Origin of the sequence: Saliphagus sp. GCM10025334 (genome assembly GCF_042663485.1) — an archaeon.
Taxonomy (GTDB): domain Archaea; phylum Halobacteriota; class Halobacteria; order Halobacteriales; family Natrialbaceae; genus Natronosalvus.
On the sequence record NZ_JBHTAF010000002.1, the window covers coordinates 613728 to 630726 of the forward strand.

Sequence of the window (16999 nt, forward strand, 5' to 3'; positions counted from 1 at the left end):
GATCGGTTATCTCGAGGATAAACGAACGGTCGCTGGCGTCACGAGGTACCGTCCCAGGCAACAGCCAGCTCACGCAGGCGCCGTTCCGAGCAACAACCAGAGGTTCAAGATCGTGAACCCGACGATGACGGCGACGGTGTAGTACGCCACCGCGACCAGCGCCGCGAGTTTGTAGTCCAGGTCGTAGACGATCAGGATCGCGGTGTATGCGACGGCGACCATGAACGGAACGACCACTAGCGGGCCCCACCGCTGGAGGACGACCGAGACGAGCGCCAGTACTGGTCCGATGGTGAACGCGCGTTTGACCGGGACCGTCCCGAGCACGTACCGGGCGGCGATGTGGAGCGTGACGCCGTAGAAGATCGTCGCCAGCAGGAAGGTCCCGAGGTACGCGAGGGGACCACCCCCGGCCGGGTCGATCCCGCCGGGGACCTGAGCGAGAAACGGTGGAGTGTGCATACTCGAGAGACGATATCACGCGGTTTGTGTGTGCCGAATTCGCGTCGCTCGAGGGGGAGATCCGAGCAAAAATTGAATCCGCGAGTCGGACTGCTACTCGAGCAGACCGAGGTCCTCGAGTCGGGAGACGATCTTGTCGACGGCGTGTTCGGCGTCGGCTGGCTTTTTCCCGCCGGTGATGACGAGTTTGCCCGAGCCGAACAGCAGCGCCACCACTTCCGGCTCGTCGAGGCGGTAGACCAGGCCGGGGAACTGCTCGGGTTCGTACTCGATGTTCTCGAGACCGAGGCCGATGGCGATCGCGTTGAGATTGAGATTGCGGCCGAGGTCAGCCGAGGTGACGATGTTCTGGACGACGATTTCCGGATCCTCGTTCACCTGAATCTGGAGTTCGCGAAGTTTGTCGAAGACGATCCGCAGACTCTCGTGGACGTCGTCGGTGCTCTTCGCGCCAGTACAGACGATCTTCCCCGAGCGGAAGATCAGTGCGGCGGATTTCGGATTCTGGGTTCGGTAGACGAGACCGGGAAACTGCTCGGGGTCGTAGTCGGCCCCCTCGAGGTCCATCGCGACACTCTGGAGGTCGAGTTCTTGCCCGATGCCGGTCGACGCCACCACGTTTTCGATGTTGATGGTGTCCTTCGGATCCGTCATAAGTCGCTTAAAAAGACGTATTTAAGGTTTATAAAGCTTGGTACTGCGTGCTGATTTGTCCGGTTCTTTGAGTGTGTCAGACGAGTGGATGACGGTCGCCGACGAGGCGACAGGTAGTGAGGCGACGAGGAACCGTCCCGCGAGTCGACCGACAGTATCATTGCTCGTCCAGCATCACTCGAGACACGTGTACCTCCTCGAGTACGGCGGCGAAGACGACGCGTTCGCGGCGGTCGAGAGCCGCCACGCCGCCGCCGGCGTCACCCGGATCGCGCCGGGGCTGGCCGTCGCGAACGCCCTCGCCCCCGAACGCGTCCGTGGGCTGGCCTACACCCGCGCGGCGAGCGACCTCGTGGGCCGAACCGACGCCTCCATCGCGAGCGCGCGAGCCCTACTCGAGGCCGCCTCGATCGATCGGGAGGGGACGGTCGCTGTCCGTGCGACGGACGTCCACGGTTCGAGCGGCGTCTCCGCGACGGACGCGGAACGCGAACTCGGGAGCGTCCTCGTCGACCGCGGGTTCGCCGTGGACCTCGAGAATCCCGACAACGTCCTCCGCGCAGTCTTTTCGGAGGGGCGCCTCGAGTCCGAGGCCGACGATGGCCGTGGCGACCTCGTCGAGTCGGTCGCGAGCGACGAAGCCAGGAAGCGAAACGGCGAAACTGGGGAGCGAAACAACGAAACTGAGGAACGAGTCGACGAATCCGGGGAACGGGTGTCGGTCTGTGCCCTCGGCTGGCTCGCCGCCGAGAGCGTCCGCGACTTCGGCTCGCGGGCGCCGACCGACAAGCCGTTCTTCCAGCCCGGAAGCATGGACCCGCTCCTGGCACGGGCGGTCGCCAACCTCGCCGGCGCGGAACCCGGGCGAACGATCCTCGACCCGATGTGTGGCACCGGCGGCGTCCTCGTCGAGGCGGGACTGGTCGGGGCGACCGTCGTCGGCACGGACGCCCAGACGAAGATGGTCGCCGGTGCGCGGACGAACCTCGCGCACTTCCTCGACCGCGAGGACCCGTCACCGACCGGCGTCCCGCGCGGGTCCTGGCACGTCGCTCGCGGCGACGGAACCAGTCTCCCGCTCCGGGACGGTGCCGTCGACGCCGTCGTCTTCGATGCCCCCTACGGCCGCCAGTCGAAGATCGAGACCCACCGGCTGGCGGATCTGGTCTCGGGCGCGCTCGCGGAATCCCGCCGGGTGGCCGACCGGGCCGTCGTCGTCGCCGATCGGTCGTGGGCCAGGGAGGCTCGAGACGCGGGCTGGACGCTCGAGGCAGCCTTCGAACGCCGGGTTCACCGATCGCTGACGCGGTACGTGCTGGTCCTCTCCTGAGTTGGGGGGTGGCTCGAGGGCGCCGAGGGTGGCTCGAGGGCCCTGGTTCCTGGTTCCGCCGGTACAGCGCCGCCGGTCGAGGCGGAGGATTCCGCTTTCGGAAGCCTTGAGACGACCTGCAGAAAAGATTTACCGTGGCCCGCGCTCGTCTCTTCGGATCCCTCTGTGGACTCGTCTTTCTCATCAATCTCGCTAGAATCGTCTTCGCACCGCTGCTGAACGTATTTATCGCCGAGTTCGGGATCGGCGAGGCGACCGCGGGCCTCATCGTCACCCTCGTGTGGGTCGGCAGCGCGTTCCCCCGCCTGCCGACCGGGTGGGTACTCACGAAAGTTCCGAGACAGCACGTCGTGCTGGCCTCGGGCGTTGTTCTCGCGATTTCGTCCGCGATCGCTGCGACCGCTACTTCGATCACCCACCTCATGGGCGGCGCCTTCCTCATGGGGATCGCGTCGGGTGTCTACTTCGTCTCGGCGAACCCGCTCTTGAGCGAGCTGTACCCCGACCGCGTCGGGCGCGTCATGGGAATCCACGGGGCGGCGAATCAGGTCGCTGCGGTGATCGCCGCCCCGTTCGTCGCGCTCACCCTCTTCGTCGACTGGCGCCTGTCGCTGTGGGCGATCGCCGTTGGCGGGGCCGTGGTTACGGCCTACACGTGGCTCACCGCGAGGCGAACCGAGATGCCGGATGCGGGGCGGTCCGATCGGGCCTTCGTCGCTGGCGCGCTCTCGGAGTGGCGGCTCATCGTGACCGCGCTGGCGATCGCGGGCGTCGCCGTGTTCATCTGGCAGGGCGTGTTCAACTTCTACGAGCTGTACATGCAGTCGAAGGGGCTTTCAGACCGAGCAGCAGGGATGATGCTCACCGTCGTCTTCGCCGCCGGCGTCCCCGCGTTCTTCTTCGGCGGCGACCTGGCCGACCGTCTCCCGCAGATTCCGTACCTGCTCGGGATCGTCGGCACGTTCGCCGCGACTCTCCTCGCGCTGACGCTCGTCGAAGGGCTGATCCCGCTGGTCGCTCTCACCATCGTCGTCGGGTTCGTGATCCACGCGTTGTTTCCAGCCGTCGACACGTACCTGCTCGATACGCTCCCCGATTCGACTCGAGGGAGCGCCTACGCCGTGTTCAGCTCCGTCTGGATGCTCTCCCAGTCGCTCGGCTCGTACGTCCTCGGCGTCTTCGTCGAGGGAAGTTACACCTACGACGAGGTGTTCGCCGTCGCCGCGCTGTTTCTCGGCGCGACGGTCGTCGCCCTCGTCGTCCTCGAGCGAGTCGGAAAACTCCCGAGTTGAGATCGCCGCCCTCGCCGGCGTCTACGGGTGACGCTCGAGCGTCGTCACGTCGTGCACTTCGATTCGTGTCCCGCCGTGCTGGCCGCTGGTCACCGTCAACGACCAGTCGTGCGCATCGGCGATCGCCCGAGCGAGAGCGAGACCGAGGCCGCGTTCCTCGTCAGCGTCCTCGCCGCGCGACTCGAGGTCGATTACCCGGTCGTAATCGGTCGGTGGAATCTCGGCGGCGTCGTCCATGAGGAAGAAGCCGCGTTCGCTCGAGCGGGGATCGTCGAAGCCGAGCAGCCCAACCTGGATCGTGACCGATCCGTCGGCGCGGGCGGCCGCGTCGTCGAAGATCGTCTGGAGGAAGTGATCGAATCGCTCTCGGTCGGCCCGAAGGGTCGCGTCGGCGTCGACGACCACGGCGGGGCGCTCGAGGCGGGAGTCCTCGACTGCGTGTTCGATCGCCGACGCGAGGTCGATCCGCGTCCGGGGGCCGACCGCCGTCGCGTTTCGGGCGAACTCCCGGATGTCGTCGACGAGCCGTTCCGTGCGGTCGAGCGTCGTCGAGACGGCGTCTTCGGCGAGCGGAAACTCCCACTCGCCGGGCCGGTCGGGTTCCTCCTCGAGCGCCGTCGCGACGGCCTCGAGGTGGCGCTTGAGGTCGCTCGAGAGCACGTTCGCCACGCTCTCTAAGCGTTCGGTCTGGTGTTCGAGCTGGGTCGTCCGGTCCTCGAGGACCTGCTCGCGGATCGCACGGTCGAGCGCCGCGCGGCTGTTCTCGGCGAGCGTCGAGAGTAACTCGACGTCGGTGTCGTCGAAGTTCGCGACCCGCTTCGAGCCCGTCATCAGGATGCCGTGGGCGCCGATAGGGGCGATGATCTCGGAGCGGATCGGCGTGTCGGGGTTGTAGAGGCCGTCGACTTGCTGCAGGTCCTCGATGTGTCTGGTCTCGCCGGCCTCGAAGACGTCCCAGACGAGGCCCTCACCGGGGTGGAATCGGGGGAGCCCACCGAACTCGTCGTGTGCGCCCGCGGTGCCGGCGACGGGGTCGAGGTAGCCGTACTCGTCGTCGAGCAACCAGACGCCGCTGATCGGGAGGTCCAGGAGGTCGCTCCCGGCGTGGACGGCGATCGCACAGATCTCCTCGGGGTCGCTCGACTGCAAGAGCCAGCGCGTGACCTCGTGCAGCGAGGTCACGACCCGCTCGTACTCGCGCTGGTCGGTGACGTCGCGGGCGATACACGCGAGATTGGCCGAGCCGTGGTCGACCGGCACGACGCTGACCTCGGCGACCCGATCGGCGCCCGTCGCGTCGGTGTAGGCCAGTTCGAACGTCCGCTGGGCCGTACTGCCGACGTCGACGTCGCTGAGCGCGCGGCCGACGCGGATGGTGTCGTCGGCGTCGACGGCAGCGAGGTCTAGGAGGGTCTCGACGTGTTCGCCACGCAGCTCCCGCGCGTCGGTGTCGAAGGCGCGTTCGACCGTGGCGTTGACCGAGAGGATCCGGTTGTTGTCGTCGAGGGTGACCACGCCGTCCTGGATCGCCTCGACGACGGCCGTATTCCGGGCAAGTTTCGTCTCCCGCTCCTTTCGCTCGGTGACGTCACGCATGGACACCGAGAGCCCGTTCACCCCGGGCCAGGCCCGGGCCTCGAACCAGGTCTCGAGCGGCGTGTGGTACACCTCGAATGAGACCGGTACCTGTTCGTCCATCGCCTGGTAGAAGCCGTCTGGGAACTGGGTCTCGACCGTTTCGGGGAACTCGTCCCACATGACCCGCCCGAGGAGGTCCTCCCGGGAGCGCTCGAGGAGCGTCTCGGCGCGCTCGTTGAGGTACGTGAATCGAAAATCGGTGTCGAGGGCGAAGAAGGCGTCGCGGACGCGGTCGATCATAGGGACGGTGCGGAGGGTCACCGGCGACCACCCACGTTAGGGACGACGGATCGGCGGCGAGGCGTCGTGACTCGCGGCGCTAGCCGTCTCGCCCGCTCCACTGATCGAACCCGCCTGTCTCTCATTCCGTTGACTCATAGTTACCCCACCCGGTATTTTAGTGTCGTGGCCGATGGGCGTCCGATTCGGCCTCGAGACGGCGTTTGGTCCCGTCGGGACTGCTGTTCAGAAATTCCATCGACCGACTGGTACAGGCGGCCGATGGAATGCGACTGGACGTATTCTACCCGGTTTCCGTCGAGAATAGCGCGGCTGACCGCAGAGCACCTCGCAGTGCGATGCTCGGCGCCTCACCGTTCGACCGGAAGCAGTTCCTTCACCGTCACGTAGTCGAGAGGGGCGGCGTGTTCGGTCCGGATGAGGTTCTCGTCGTTGATCTCGAGCGCGAGGTCGTCGAGTTGTTCGGCAACGTAGGTGATATCCTCGTTTTCGGTCCCGACTGCCTTGATGTGGAGGTTCTCCTGGCCCGTCATCAGTTCGGTCACTTCGGTAATCTGGGGAAGTGCCAACGCCTTCTCGGCCACGTTGGAGCGCTCGCTGATGCGGGCCGTACAGCTGAAGTGAAAGTAGAGACGGAGCCCCGTCCGGTCGTAGTCGACGCTCGTCGTGTAACCGGTAATGACGCCGGCTTCCTCCAGCCGTTCCATCCGATTGTGAACGGTGTTGTCGGAGACCCCGAGTTCTTCGGCCAGGTCGATCGCCTTGGACCGAGCGTTCTCCTGAAGCAGATTGAGCAAACGCCTGTCTACGTCGTCGAGTTCGTACTCGGTCACAATCGGGCTTGTCGGGCCGCCTCCATGATACTATCGATACTCCACAGTTTCCGAGAGTGGTTTTCGAGAAGTTCGAGAAGTAGGCGTTATCAGGGCATTATCGAAATACGTTTTCGTACACTTAAGAGGGGTAGCAATGGGAAGGGAATACCGAATATTAATCCCTAATTGTCTCGAAGTTCCACGCTAGATCTCATTTTTACGGGAAGTATCGAACCAGACAACCTGGGTTTTTTATACGTAGACGCCATTGAACGACTGTGAAATCGGGCCTACCTGCTCCGTCCACGACGGTGAACTCCCACGGGTCTGACAACGGCTGCTGTGGCCGTGTCAGATCCGTTGCTGAAACGGAAGGGAGGCCACTATCTGCGTCGCCACCGCTGGCCACGGTAACTGACCTGGATGCCCACCGCGCCATCGCTCGAGATGTGGAGGATGTGACTGACAAGGATGCCAATGGCGGCAACCAGGTGCGTAATTCCGGTGACGGGCCAGTCACCACGGGAGGGGACAATGAGTGACGACAGACCGGATTTCTGGAACTATTGCGCCCAGTGCGGGACCGAATATAGCACCGCTGCCTCTCCACCAATCGTCGACGTGGTCACGGACGACGACACCACCTCTCCGATCTCGTTCTGTAGCGACGAGTGCCGAGGGTCGTGGGCCAGCGACTAGTTCAGGGTAGTTTCGCTGCCGAGAGCACCGTACTGGCCGATTCTTCGTTCGTTCTATTCGGACGGCGTCCGCGCTGTGTGCGCGCCTTCTACTCGCGCCAGTCCGACGAGCAGACACCACCCGACTTCGAAAGGTGCGACAAGGTATTCCTCGTCCGCCGCGAACCGTCGGCCGATGAGTGATTCGGACCCGACGCGATTGATCGTCGATACGGACACCGCGGGCGACGACTCGCAGGCACTCGTGCTCGCGGCTTGCTCGAACCGGGTCGCCCTCGAAGGCGTGACGATCTGTGCGGGGAATGTCCCGTTCGAGTACCAGGTCGAGAACGCGAAGTACACCCTCGACCTCGCTGGAGCCGGCGACGTGCCGGTCTACGAGGGCGCTCGCGAGCCACTCGAGAAAGAACACGAGTTCGCGGAGTACATCCACGGCGAGGGCGGCCTGGGTGGCGACCTCTTCCCCGAGACGGGAATCCCATCGGCCGAGACACACGCCGTCGACTTCATCGTCGAGACCGCTCGCGAGAACCCCGGCGAGATTACCCTGGCCTGCATCGCCCCGCTGACGAACGTCGCCCTGGCGCTCGAGCGCGAACCCGATCTACCGGAGCTGCTCGACGAGGTGGTGATCATGGGCGGCGCGGTCAATACGCTCGGGAACATCACGCCCGCGGCGGAGTACAACTTCTGGGTCGACCCCGACGCTGCAGCGGTCGTGATGGACGCCTTCGAGACGACGCTGGTCGACTGGGGGTTGACGCTCCGGGACTCGACGTTCGGCACCGACGTTTTCGAGACGATCGAGGCGATGGACACGCCGCTCGCTGACTTCTACCTGACCGTCACCGACGCCGTCCGCGCGTTCAACCGCCAGTCCGACCACGACGCCCTCGGTGCGGACGTGACGACCCAGCCTGATTCGCTGGCGATTGCGACGGTGCTCGAGCCAGACATCGTCGAGTCGGCGAGCACGTACTACGTGGCCGTCGACGACCGGGAGGGGATGACCCGCGGGTACAGCCTGGTCGACGAACTCGGCGTGACCGACGGCGAGGCGAAGACGCGGGTGATCGAGTCGGTCGATGGCGGCCGGTTCAGGCAGATGCTGCTCGACGCGTTTCAGTACGAGAATCCCCATCGGAGGGAGAGTGAAGGGGAGAAGGAGTGACCGATCGGTGACTCTCTGCGACCGAATCTTCAGGTAATTCACGTAAAGTTGCTATCTCCTTTTGAAACCGAATCTATAAACCGGTCGCGTACACTTTCACGGGTATGCAACGACGACGGTTTCTCACGACAGCAGGTGTAGGGGTAACGGCGGGACTGGCTGGTTGTCTGGTCGATGACGGCAACGGCGGCAACGGCGGCAACGGCGGCAACGGCGGCAACGGTGGGAACGGAAACGGGAACGGGAACGACACGGCCGACGGCAACGGCAACGGCGGCGCCGGATCCGACATCACCGTCGGCATCATCTACTCGACCGGTGGCCTCGGTGACGACTCGTTCAACGACATGGCCCACGCCGGCATCGAGCGAGCGGTAGAGGACTTCGGCATCTCCTACCAGGACGCCGAACCCGACGCCCCCGCCGACATGAACCAGATGCAGCGGAACTTCGCGGGCGACGAAGAAATCGACCTCGTCTGCTGTATCGGCTTCGATCACGCGACCGACCTCGGGGAGAACGCCGCGGAGTTCAGCGACCAGCAATTCGTGCTCGTCGACGCGGTCGTCGAGGCTGACAACGTCGCCAACTACACGTTCCGCGAACACGAGGGCTCCTTCCAGGTCGGTCACCTCGCTGGCCTGTTGACGACGACCGACTACGCCCACGGCGGCGGCGAGACGAACACCGACGAGACCGTCGTCGGCTTCGTCGGCGGCCAGGAGACCGCCCTCATCGATCGATTCGAGGCGGGCTACATCGCGGGCGTTCGCCACGCCGACGAGAATATCGAGACGCCGTCGGCGTACGCCGGAAGCTGGAACGACCCGTCCCGAGGCCAGGAGATCGCCAGCGGAATGTACGACGACGGCGCGGACGTCGTCTACCACGCCGCGGGCGGCACCGGTGGCGGCGTCTTCCAGGCCGCCCAATCGGCCGGCCGGTTCGCCATCGGTGTCGACGACGACCAGTCGATCAGCGCCGAGGACTTCAGCGACGTGATCGTCGCGAGCATGGTCAAGCGCGTCGACAACGCCGTCTACGACTCGGTCGAGGCCGTCGTCAACGACGAGTTCGAGTCCGGCATGAACGACCTCGGCCTCGACGACGACGGCAGCGTGAGCGCAACCATCGGCCAGGACTTCGAGGGCGAACTCCCCGAGGACATCGTCGACGCGCTCGAGGAGTCCCGACAGGCGATCATCGACGGCGACATCGAGGTTCCCGACAACACCGACGACCTCTGAGACGCAATGGCTACTGACGACCGCGGGACGGACGGCGAGACGCCGCCGGCGGTGGCACTCGAGGGGATCACCAAGCGGTTCCCGGGCGTCGTCGCGAACGACGACGTCGACTTCACCGTCGAGCGTGGCTCGATCCACGCCCTAATCGGCGAGAACGGTGCCGGGAAGACGACCCTGATGAACGTCCTCTACGGGCTGTACGAACCCACGGAGGGAACGATCCGAATCGACGGCCGGGAGCAAACGTTCGACGACCCCGGCGACGCGATGGACGCGGGGATCGGCATGATCCACCAGCACTTCATGCTCGTGGACACGATGACCGTCGCCGAGAACGTCGTCCTGGGGGACGAACCGACGAAGTGGGCCGGCCTCGCAACCGACCGCGCCAGGGCCAACGAGGAGACGCGGGCGCTGGCCGACCGCTACGGCTTCGACGTCGACCCGACCGAGCGCATCGAGGACGTCAGCGTCGGCGAACAACAGCGCGTCGAGATCCTGAAGACGCTCTATCGTGGCGCGGACGTCCTGATCCTCGACGAACCGACCGCTGTCCTCACGCCCCAGGAGGTCGACGCCTTGCTCGAGGTCCTCGAGGAACTCATCGCTGAGGACAAGACGATCATCTTCATCACGCACAAACTCGGCGAGGCCCTCGAGGTCGCCGACGAGATTAGCGTCCTGCGAAACGGCGAACTCGTCGGGACGGTCCCGGCGGCCGACGCCACCCGAGAGGAACTCGCGCGCATGATGGTCGGTCGGGACGTGCTCCTCGAGGTCGACAAACCCGCTGCCACGCGTGGAGACGTCGTCCTGGACGTCAACGGCGTGACGGTGACGGACGACCGGGACGTCGTCGCGGTCGACGAGGCGACGTTCCGCGTCCACGAGGGCGAGGTCTTCGGCATCGCAGGCGTCGACGGGAACGGCCAGTCGGAACTCGTCGAGGCCATCACGGGGCTCCGTCGGACGACCGACGGAACGATCACGTTCGACGGGCGCGAGATTTCCTCGTCGCCGCGTCGCGAGCGCATCACCGCCGGGATGGCCTACGTCGCCGAGGACCGTCAGAAACGGAGTCTCGTGATGGACTACGATCTTCGGCGAAACGGCCTGCTGGGCCGACAGCACCTCGCGCCGTTCTCGGACGGTCGAGTGATCGACTGGGAGGCGACCAGCGACTACGTCGACGAGATCATCGCGGAGTACGACGTGCGACCACCCGACCCCTCCGCAACGGCGCACTCGCTCTCGGGCGGGAACCAGCAGAAGTTCATCGTCGGCCGCGAGTTCGAACGCGACCCCTCGCTGGTCGTCGCCGCGCAACCGACTCGTGGGGTCGACATTGGGAGCATCGAGTTCATCCACAACCGACTGCTCGACCTTCGTTCGACTGGGAAGGCCATCCTCCTCGTCTCCTCGAAACTCGACGAGGTGACCCAGCTTTCCGATCGACTCGCGGTGATGCACGACGGTGAATTCGTCGCCGTCGTCGATCCCGACGCTGTCACCGAGGAGGAACTCGGCTTGCTCATGGCCGGCGAACGACCCGACGGACTCGACGTCGACGGCGCTCGAGTCGGGAGGTCGGTGGTATGAGCGGCACGGACGGTTCGGATGGTACGGACGGCCCGGACGGCAGTGGGGACGGCGGCTGGCGAGGCCGTGGCGGAACAGCCCTCGACCGTCTCGTCGACGCCTCGGCGGCTGAACGCGTCGCGATCAGCCTCGCCTCGCTCGTCTTCGCGCTCGTTGTCGGCGCCGTCTTGGTGTTCGTCTCCGGGTTCGTCGCCGAGTGCTCGAGCCCCTTCATCTACCTGCCGGGACTGGGTTACGGCTGTTACAACCCACTCGAGATGTACTGGACGATCCTGGAGGGGGCGTTCGGCTCGTTCACCGACCTCGGCCAGACGCTATTGCAGACGACCCTGTTGCTGTTCACCGGGCTCTCGGTCGCCGTTGCGTTTCGCGCCGGCCTGTTCAACATCGGGACGCAGGGGCAGATGGTGCTCGGCGCGCTGGCGACGGCGATGACGGTGCTCACGGTCGGGGAGTTCGTGCCGGATACGCTGGTCGGCTCGCTCGTCGTGATCCCGATCGGAATCGTCGTCGGCGGTTTCGTCGGTGGGGTCTGGGGGATGATCCCCGGCCTGATGAAGGCCTACGCGAACGCCCACGAGGTGATCACGACGATCATGCTCAACTTCGTCGCCGCGGGCGTCGCCTACTGGCTCGTACAGGTCCACATCGGCGACCTGGCGAGCGATTCGGTGCAGACGGAACCGATCCCGGGGGTCGCCCGACTCCCGGCCTCGATCGACGGAAGCCGGTTTTCGCTGATCGCCCTGGTCGGCGCCCTCGCGATCGCCATTGGCATCGCCCTCCTGTACTCGCGAACTGTCATCGGTTACGATCTGCGCACGAGCGGCATCCAGGAGGCCGCAGCGGAGTACGGCGGCGTCGACGCGAAACGAAACGTCGTCACGAGCATGACGCTATCCGGTGTCCTGGGCGGTATCGCCGGGGCGATATACGTCACGATGGTCCAGTACCGCTGGCAGGCGGGCATCCCGCCGCTCGGCTTCGACGGCATCGCCGTCTCCATCCTCGCCGGGAACAACCCCATCGGCGTGATTCCGGCCGCCCTCCTCTTTGGGACCCTCAAAACCGGCAGCGTGGCCGTCGACCTCTCACTCGGCATCCCGAACGAACTCGTCGAGGTGCTCAGGGGGTTGATCATCCTCTTCATCGCCATGCCCGAGTTCTTCCGGCTCCTCGGCAAACACTACGGATTCGGCAGCGAACCCGTCGCGACCGACGGAGGTGGGCGTCGATGAACGCGCCGACCGTCACCCGTCGACAGGGACTGGCCATCGGCGCGGGCCTCCTCGGCGTGCTCGCACTCGGCCTCGTCGTCGACGGCGGACGTCAGTTCGTCGGGGAGATTGCCGGTGTCATCAGCGTCTCCTATCTCGGCTCGGCGCTCCGGTTCACTGTCCCAATCGCCTTCGCCGCGATGGGCGGCATCTTCGCCGAGAAATCCGGCGTCATCAACATCGGACTCGAGGGGCTGCTCATCGTCGGCGCGTTCAGTTCGATCGCGACCATGTACGCGCTTGGTTCCGACTCCGTCCCGATCGAGCCGAATCCGTGGCTCGCGCTATTGGGTGCTATCCTCGCGAGCACGTTGATCGCCCTCCTGTTCGCCATCGTCTGCATCGAATTCAAGGCCGACCAGATCATCGCCGGCCTCGCCGTCTGGTTGATCGCGCTGGGCGCCGCCCCGTTCCTCAGCGTCGTCATATGGGACCGCCGAAGCAGTCCGGGGAACGTCGGTACGTTCTCGTCCATCTCGATTCCGGGACTCTCCTCGCTGCCGGGCGTCGGCCAGATTTTCGAGTTCTCGCCGCAGGTGCTTCTCTTGCTCGTGGCCGTCCCCGTCTCGTGGTACCTCCTCAACCGAACCACGTTCGGGATGTGGCTCGAGGCCAGCGGCGAGGACCCCAAGTCGCTCGACACGGCCGGCGTCGACGTTCGAAAGGTGCGCTACGCTGGCGTCCTGCTCTCGGGCGTCTACTGTGGCATCGGCGGCGCCGGCTGGGCGCTCAACGTGGGCCAGTTCCAGGGCACCGGCGACACCATGATCGACGGTCGCGGCTGGATCGGCCTGACGGCGTACCTGATCGGGAACTACAACCCGATCGGCGCGTTCCTCGCGTCGTTCCTCTTCGCGGCCCTCGACGCGCTCCAGATCGAACTTCAGCAGATCGCAGCCTACGACCTCTCCTCGACGCTCGTCGGCATCGTCCCCTACGTCGCCGTCCTGGTCGTGCTCACGTTCGTCGGTCATACCCGGATGCCGTCGGCCGCGGGCGAACACTACGACTCCGACGAGTGAGGGACGGTTCACTCGTTTTGAACTATCCAGTCGAGTCCACTCAGAACCCGTCTCGCAGGTACACCGACCGTTCGGGGAACAGCGTCTCGAGCGTCTCGAGCGCCGATGGTGAGACCTCGAGACGGCCTGCCCGCTCGAGCGCCCGGGCCGAACGGGCGCCGACGGCGAGTTGTGACAGCGTTCCAACGTCGAGCACGAAGTTCGAGTCCGACACGGATACGCGTTCGCAGGTGCCATCGCCACTCTCGACTGCGAGTTCGAACGCGCCGTCGTTCCACTCGACGAGCGGATCCTCGACCATGAGCGACAGCGTGGCATCCACGCCAGGATACGAAAGTTTCGAAAGCGCCCGCGAGACGTCGACGATTCGAATCATCGGCCCACCCTCGAGTTCGGTCTCGAGTTCGTCGGGGTCGCTCGCGACGTCGAAAAGCGGGGTGTCGGTGGGCAGGCGAAGACGAACGGTCTGGACCTGCGAGTCGTGGTCGCGACAGAACGACAGGAGTGCCAGGAACGCCTCGACGTCGGTATAGGCGAGTTCGGCGACGTCCATCGTCCGATCGCCCCAGTCGCCTTCGATCGTGTACTCGAGGTAGCCCGCCGGTTCCCCGTCGCGCTCCCAGACGGCGACGAACGGGTCCGTCTCCCAGTTCTCGAAGACGCGGTAGCGCCACCAGTCCGCGTCGCGATCGATCGAGAGATCGTAGCGCGCGGCGTGGCGCTCGTAGACCGGGTCGAGTGCCTCGTACTCGTCGGCCTCGAGCCGACGGTACCGGCCACGCTCGGCGGTTCGTTCCTCCAGCCGCGTCCGGGCGAACGAGAGGTCCGCGGGGTCGCACTCGACTCGAAGCTGTCGGTTGGCCGTCGCCCACCCGTACTGCCGGTAGAACCGGTGTCGAAACGGCCAGAGGGCCGCGAAAGCCGCGTCTCGGTCTCGATACTCCTCGAGAGACGCGGCGAGCAGATCTCGAACGAAACCGCTCCGGCGGTGTTCCGGCGGCGAGGCGACGGACGCCAGACCGGCCATCGAGTGTTCGTCGCCGCGGACGCGAACGTCGAACCAGTAGTGTTTACAGACACAGAGCGGGTTTCCATCGCCGTCCGCGAACAGTCCTCGTCGGTCGCCGAGGAGCGCTCGTGGCCGGTCGTGTTCCGCCGGGTCGTACGCCGGCGGGCCGTCGGTGGGCGTGAACGCGTACGAGACGTACTCGTGAAACCGGTCGCGCTCGTCCTCTGAGAGTATCCGGTACGTCGTCATAATCGATGAGCGAGAGGCCAGTTCGAAGAAGGTTCGTGTTCTGTGTGTCACGATAACACGCGGTCGTATCTGCGTTATTACAGGTTTTCTCCGAAACCGGCCAAGACACTAATGGTCGATTACCGAGCGGCCAATCGACGACCGCTTCGGCCTCGAGCACGAACTGTTTCTCCACATCCGAGGGGCACGCCGTAGCCCGGTTTGGTGACGCGGCGACAGGGTGATTGAAATCCGCAACCGCTGTCCGCATCGACCGGCAGCAGTCGTGAGTCGAGGACGACGCAGCCAGCGCCAGTCCCGCTCGCTCCGATTCCGGACGCACGCTCTCGAAGAGGTACGTCTTGGTTGTTGAGTGGACAACGTCGCCGGAAACAGGATATTTCCACCGAGAGCAACGTCTACCGTAAAGTCGAGCGCGGACCACCGTTCGGGTATGGTTCACACACAACCCGCACAGGTAACGGTTCCCGACTGGCTCCAGGATCCGATCGCCGAACTGGTGACGTTTCTGCCGCGACTCGTCGGCGCGCTGGTGATCCTGTTCATCGGCTGGATTATCGGCCGCCTCGCCGGCCGCGTCGTCATGCGAATCGCCGACGGCATCGAACTCGACCGCATGGTACTCGAGACGCCGCTCGGGCGCATCCTCGGCGGAACAGAACAGGCCGTTTCCAGAACCTTCGGCAAACTGGCGAAGTGGTTCGTGTACGCCCTCGCGATTCTCGCGGCCGCGAACGCCCTCGCGATCGCGCTCCTTTCGGAGTGGATCTCGACCGCGGTCTCGTACCTGCCGGCGTTCGTCGCGGGCCTGCTCGTCATCGTCTTCGGGTTCATCGTGGCCGACTTCGTCGGCGACATGATCGAGCGGACTCGAGCGGCGACCCAGACGGTCTACACGTCCTGGTTCGCCGACGGGGCCCGGGTGTTCCTCTACTTCACGGCCATCGTGATCGGCCTCGGGACGATGGGCATCGACGTCGGCATCCTGTTAGTCTTCGCGCGAGCGCTCGCGTGGGGCCTGGCCGCGGCCGTGGCGATCGGCGCCGGCGTCGCCTTCGGCTGGGGCGGCAAGGACTACGTCGCCGAGAATATCGACGGCTGGATGCGCCGGACGAACTCGATGACGCCGTCCGGTGAGGAGTCCGATCAGCGACGGAGCGAGAGTGGTGCTGGAACGGGGAGTGGGTCCAGAGCTCGATCGGACCGCGAACCCGGTCCTGGCGCGGACTCGGACGACTGACCTCGGTCATCGGACGGCCGGCCGCGCCGTTTTCGGTTCCCCCAGTTTCGAGAAGAGCGGTTTGACCGGAACGACGACGTACGTTTTTACCAATCGGCCGTTAACCGAGCGCCACTTCTCGACGCGCGCGACGGCGTGAGCCTCGTACAGCGACTCGAGCGTCTCGATCACCGCGTCGAACGCGGCGGTGTCGAACGTTTCGTGTGGAACGCGGTCGGTGACGACGGCGAGGCGTCGGCGCCGCGCGTAGACGTCGAGTCGACCCTCGAACGCGAACTCGGCGTCCTGGATCAGGTCGTGAAGCGCGCCCATCGTCGGTGCTGACGATTCCGTCGGCAGGGAGATGTACGCCTGGTATTCGTCCGGACGTTCCGCGACGTACCGTTTCCACAGGCGTTTCAGCACGGTTCGGTCACCTCGAGTCCAGCGTTGGACTCAGACCCATCCCTCCTCCGATCACGTACGCTCGCCATCCTTGGCCGTGACTTCTCGCCACTGGTAATACGTCCTTTGTTGTTCGTCGCTCTCGATACCCTGAAAGTCTGTTTTTCGTGACGATAGCTGATTCGAGAGACCTATGTGTAATTGCTCACTACCGCCACGCGATGCCCACTCGTCTCCTCGAGTCGACGCGGTTCGTGACCGTCACGTCGGCGGCGCTCGTCGCCGCTGGCGTCGCCATCAGCAGCGGTTTGACGCCCTCGGCCCGATCGCTCGCGGCACTGTGTCTCGTCTCGGTCGGACTCGTCGGCGTCGCGAGCGAGGTGAGCGAGCGCCCGCTCGAGGGCGTTCATCGGGCGACAGTTCGCTGGTGGGCGGTCGCCTTCGTCGCCTTCCTCCCGTACGGACTCGTGGCGGCGCCCTCGAGCGAAGGAGCGACGGCGGTCGCTGACTCCCTGTCCGCCACGATTCCAGTCGTCGCGTTCGAAGTCGGTGCCGGGAGCGCGTTTCTGTGTGCAACTGCAGTAACGGCCCTCTACGCGATGGCACGCTACGGCGTCCATCCAGGACGACCACGGCCCGAAGAGCGGATTCTAGTCGAGGGCGACGACTGAC

Annotated in this window: 16 protein-coding genes; 10 read left to right on the forward strand and 6 right to left on the reverse strand. The window is 65.3% G+C overall.

The window, feature by feature from the left end; translation table 11 throughout:
* Positions 1-69: 69 nt before the first annotated feature.
* Both ACFQO4_RS11340 and ACFQO4_RS11345 read right to left on the reverse strand, forming a co-directional pair.
* Positions 70-462, reverse strand: a complete 393-nt coding sequence (locus tag ACFQO4_RS11340; protein ID WP_500261014.1) for a DUF7473 family protein — start codon at positions 460-462, stop codon at positions 70-72.
* A gap of 93 nt (positions 463-555) precedes the next feature.
* Positions 556-1116: a TATA-box-binding protein gene (locus ACFQO4_RS11345; protein WP_252700267.1), complete on the reverse strand. Its 561-nt coding sequence runs from the start codon at positions 1114-1116 to the stop codon at positions 556-558.
* A gap of 187 nt (positions 1117-1303) precedes the next feature.
* Here ACFQO4_RS11345 and ACFQO4_RS11350 point away from each other — a divergent pair, with 187 nt between their 5' ends.
* Both ACFQO4_RS11350 and ACFQO4_RS11355 read left to right on the forward strand, forming a co-directional pair.
* Positions 1304-2446: a methyltransferase domain-containing protein gene (locus ACFQO4_RS11350; RefSeq protein WP_500261179.1), complete on the forward strand. Its 1143-nt coding sequence runs from the start codon at positions 1304-1306 to the stop codon at positions 2444-2446.
* 134 nt (positions 2447-2580) lie between these two features.
* Complete coding sequence (locus ACFQO4_RS11355; RefSeq protein ID WP_500261015.1) at positions 2581-3738, forward strand: MFS transporter; 1158 nt, start codon at positions 2581-2583, stop codon at positions 3736-3738.
* Positions 3739-3759: 21 nt separating this feature from the next.
* Here ACFQO4_RS11355 and ACFQO4_RS11360 read toward each other — a convergent pair whose 3' ends face one another.
* On the reverse strand, positions 3760-5637 hold the full coding sequence (locus tag ACFQO4_RS11360; RefSeq protein ID WP_500261016.1) for a sensor histidine kinase: 1878 nt from the start codon (positions 5635-5637) through the stop codon (positions 3760-3762).
* Positions 5638-5966: 329 nt separating this feature from the next.
* A complete protein-coding gene (locus ACFQO4_RS11365) occupies positions 5967-6449 on the reverse strand; it encodes an Lrp/AsnC family transcriptional regulator (protein ID WP_500261017.1) in 483 nt (160 codons plus the stop codon).
* A 516-nt stretch (positions 6450-6965) separates the two neighbouring features.
* Between ACFQO4_RS11365 and ACFQO4_RS11370 the strand changes: the two genes are divergently transcribed.
* The 6 genes from ACFQO4_RS11370 to ACFQO4_RS11395 all read left to right on the forward strand — a co-directional run bounded on the left by ACFQO4_RS11370 (position 6966) and on the right by ACFQO4_RS11395 (position 13445).
* On the forward strand, positions 6966-7130 hold the full coding sequence (locus ACFQO4_RS11370; protein ID WP_500261018.1) for a DUF7576 family protein: 165 nt from the start codon (positions 6966-6968) through the stop codon (positions 7128-7130).
* A gap of 174 nt (positions 7131-7304) precedes the next feature.
* Entirely contained in the window at positions 7305-8300 is a 996-nt protein-coding gene (locus ACFQO4_RS11375) for a nucleoside hydrolase (protein WP_500261019.1), read from the forward strand.
* A gap of 104 nt (positions 8301-8404) precedes the next feature.
* A complete protein-coding gene (locus ACFQO4_RS11380; RefSeq protein WP_500261020.1) occupies positions 8405-9547 on the forward strand; it encodes a BMP family lipoprotein in 1143 nt (380 codons plus the stop codon).
* Positions 9548-9553: 6 nt separating this feature from the next.
* Positions 9554-11146, forward strand: a complete 1593-nt coding sequence (locus ACFQO4_RS11385) for an ABC transporter ATP-binding protein (RefSeq protein WP_500261021.1) — start codon at positions 9554-9556, stop codon at positions 11144-11146.
* Entirely contained in the window at positions 11143-12384 is a 1242-nt protein-coding gene (locus tag ACFQO4_RS11390; protein ID WP_500261022.1) for an ABC transporter permease, read from the forward strand. Before ACFQO4_RS11385 ends, ACFQO4_RS11390 begins: the two co-directional genes overlap by 4 nt.
* On the forward strand, positions 12381-13445 hold the full coding sequence (locus ACFQO4_RS11395) for an ABC transporter permease (RefSeq protein ID WP_500261023.1): 1065 nt from the start codon (positions 12381-12383) through the stop codon (positions 13443-13445). The genes ACFQO4_RS11390 and ACFQO4_RS11395 overlap by 4 nt, the downstream gene beginning before the upstream one ends.
* Positions 13446-13485: 40 nt before the next feature.
* Here ACFQO4_RS11395 and ACFQO4_RS11400 read toward each other — a convergent pair whose 3' ends face one another.
* On the reverse strand, positions 13486-14703 hold the full coding sequence (locus tag ACFQO4_RS11400; RefSeq protein ID WP_500261024.1) for a GNAT family N-acetyltransferase: 1218 nt from the start codon (positions 14701-14703) through the stop codon (positions 13486-13488).
* A 433-nt stretch (positions 14704-15136) separates the two neighbouring features.
* Here ACFQO4_RS11400 and ACFQO4_RS11405 point away from each other — a divergent pair, with 433 nt between their 5' ends.
* Positions 15137-15943 (forward strand): mechanosensitive ion channel family protein, encoded by an 807-nt coding sequence (locus ACFQO4_RS11405; RefSeq protein WP_500261025.1) that lies wholly within the window; start codon positions 15137-15139, stop codon positions 15941-15943.
* 6 nt (positions 15944-15949) lie between these two features.
* Here the strand turns inward: ACFQO4_RS11405 and ACFQO4_RS11410 are convergent, their stop codons facing one another.
* The gene (locus ACFQO4_RS11410; protein WP_500261026.1) at positions 15950-16348 is read right to left on the reverse strand and encodes a hypothetical protein; all 399 of its coding nucleotides are present in this window, start codon (positions 16346-16348) and stop codon (positions 15950-15952) included.
* A gap of 200 nt (positions 16349-16548) precedes the next feature.
* Between ACFQO4_RS11410 and ACFQO4_RS11415 the strand changes: the two genes are divergently transcribed.
* Complete coding sequence (locus ACFQO4_RS11415) at positions 16549-16998, forward strand: DUF1467 domain-containing protein (protein ID WP_500261027.1); 450 nt, start codon at positions 16549-16551, stop codon at positions 16996-16998.
* Position 16999 lies beyond the last annotated feature (1 nt).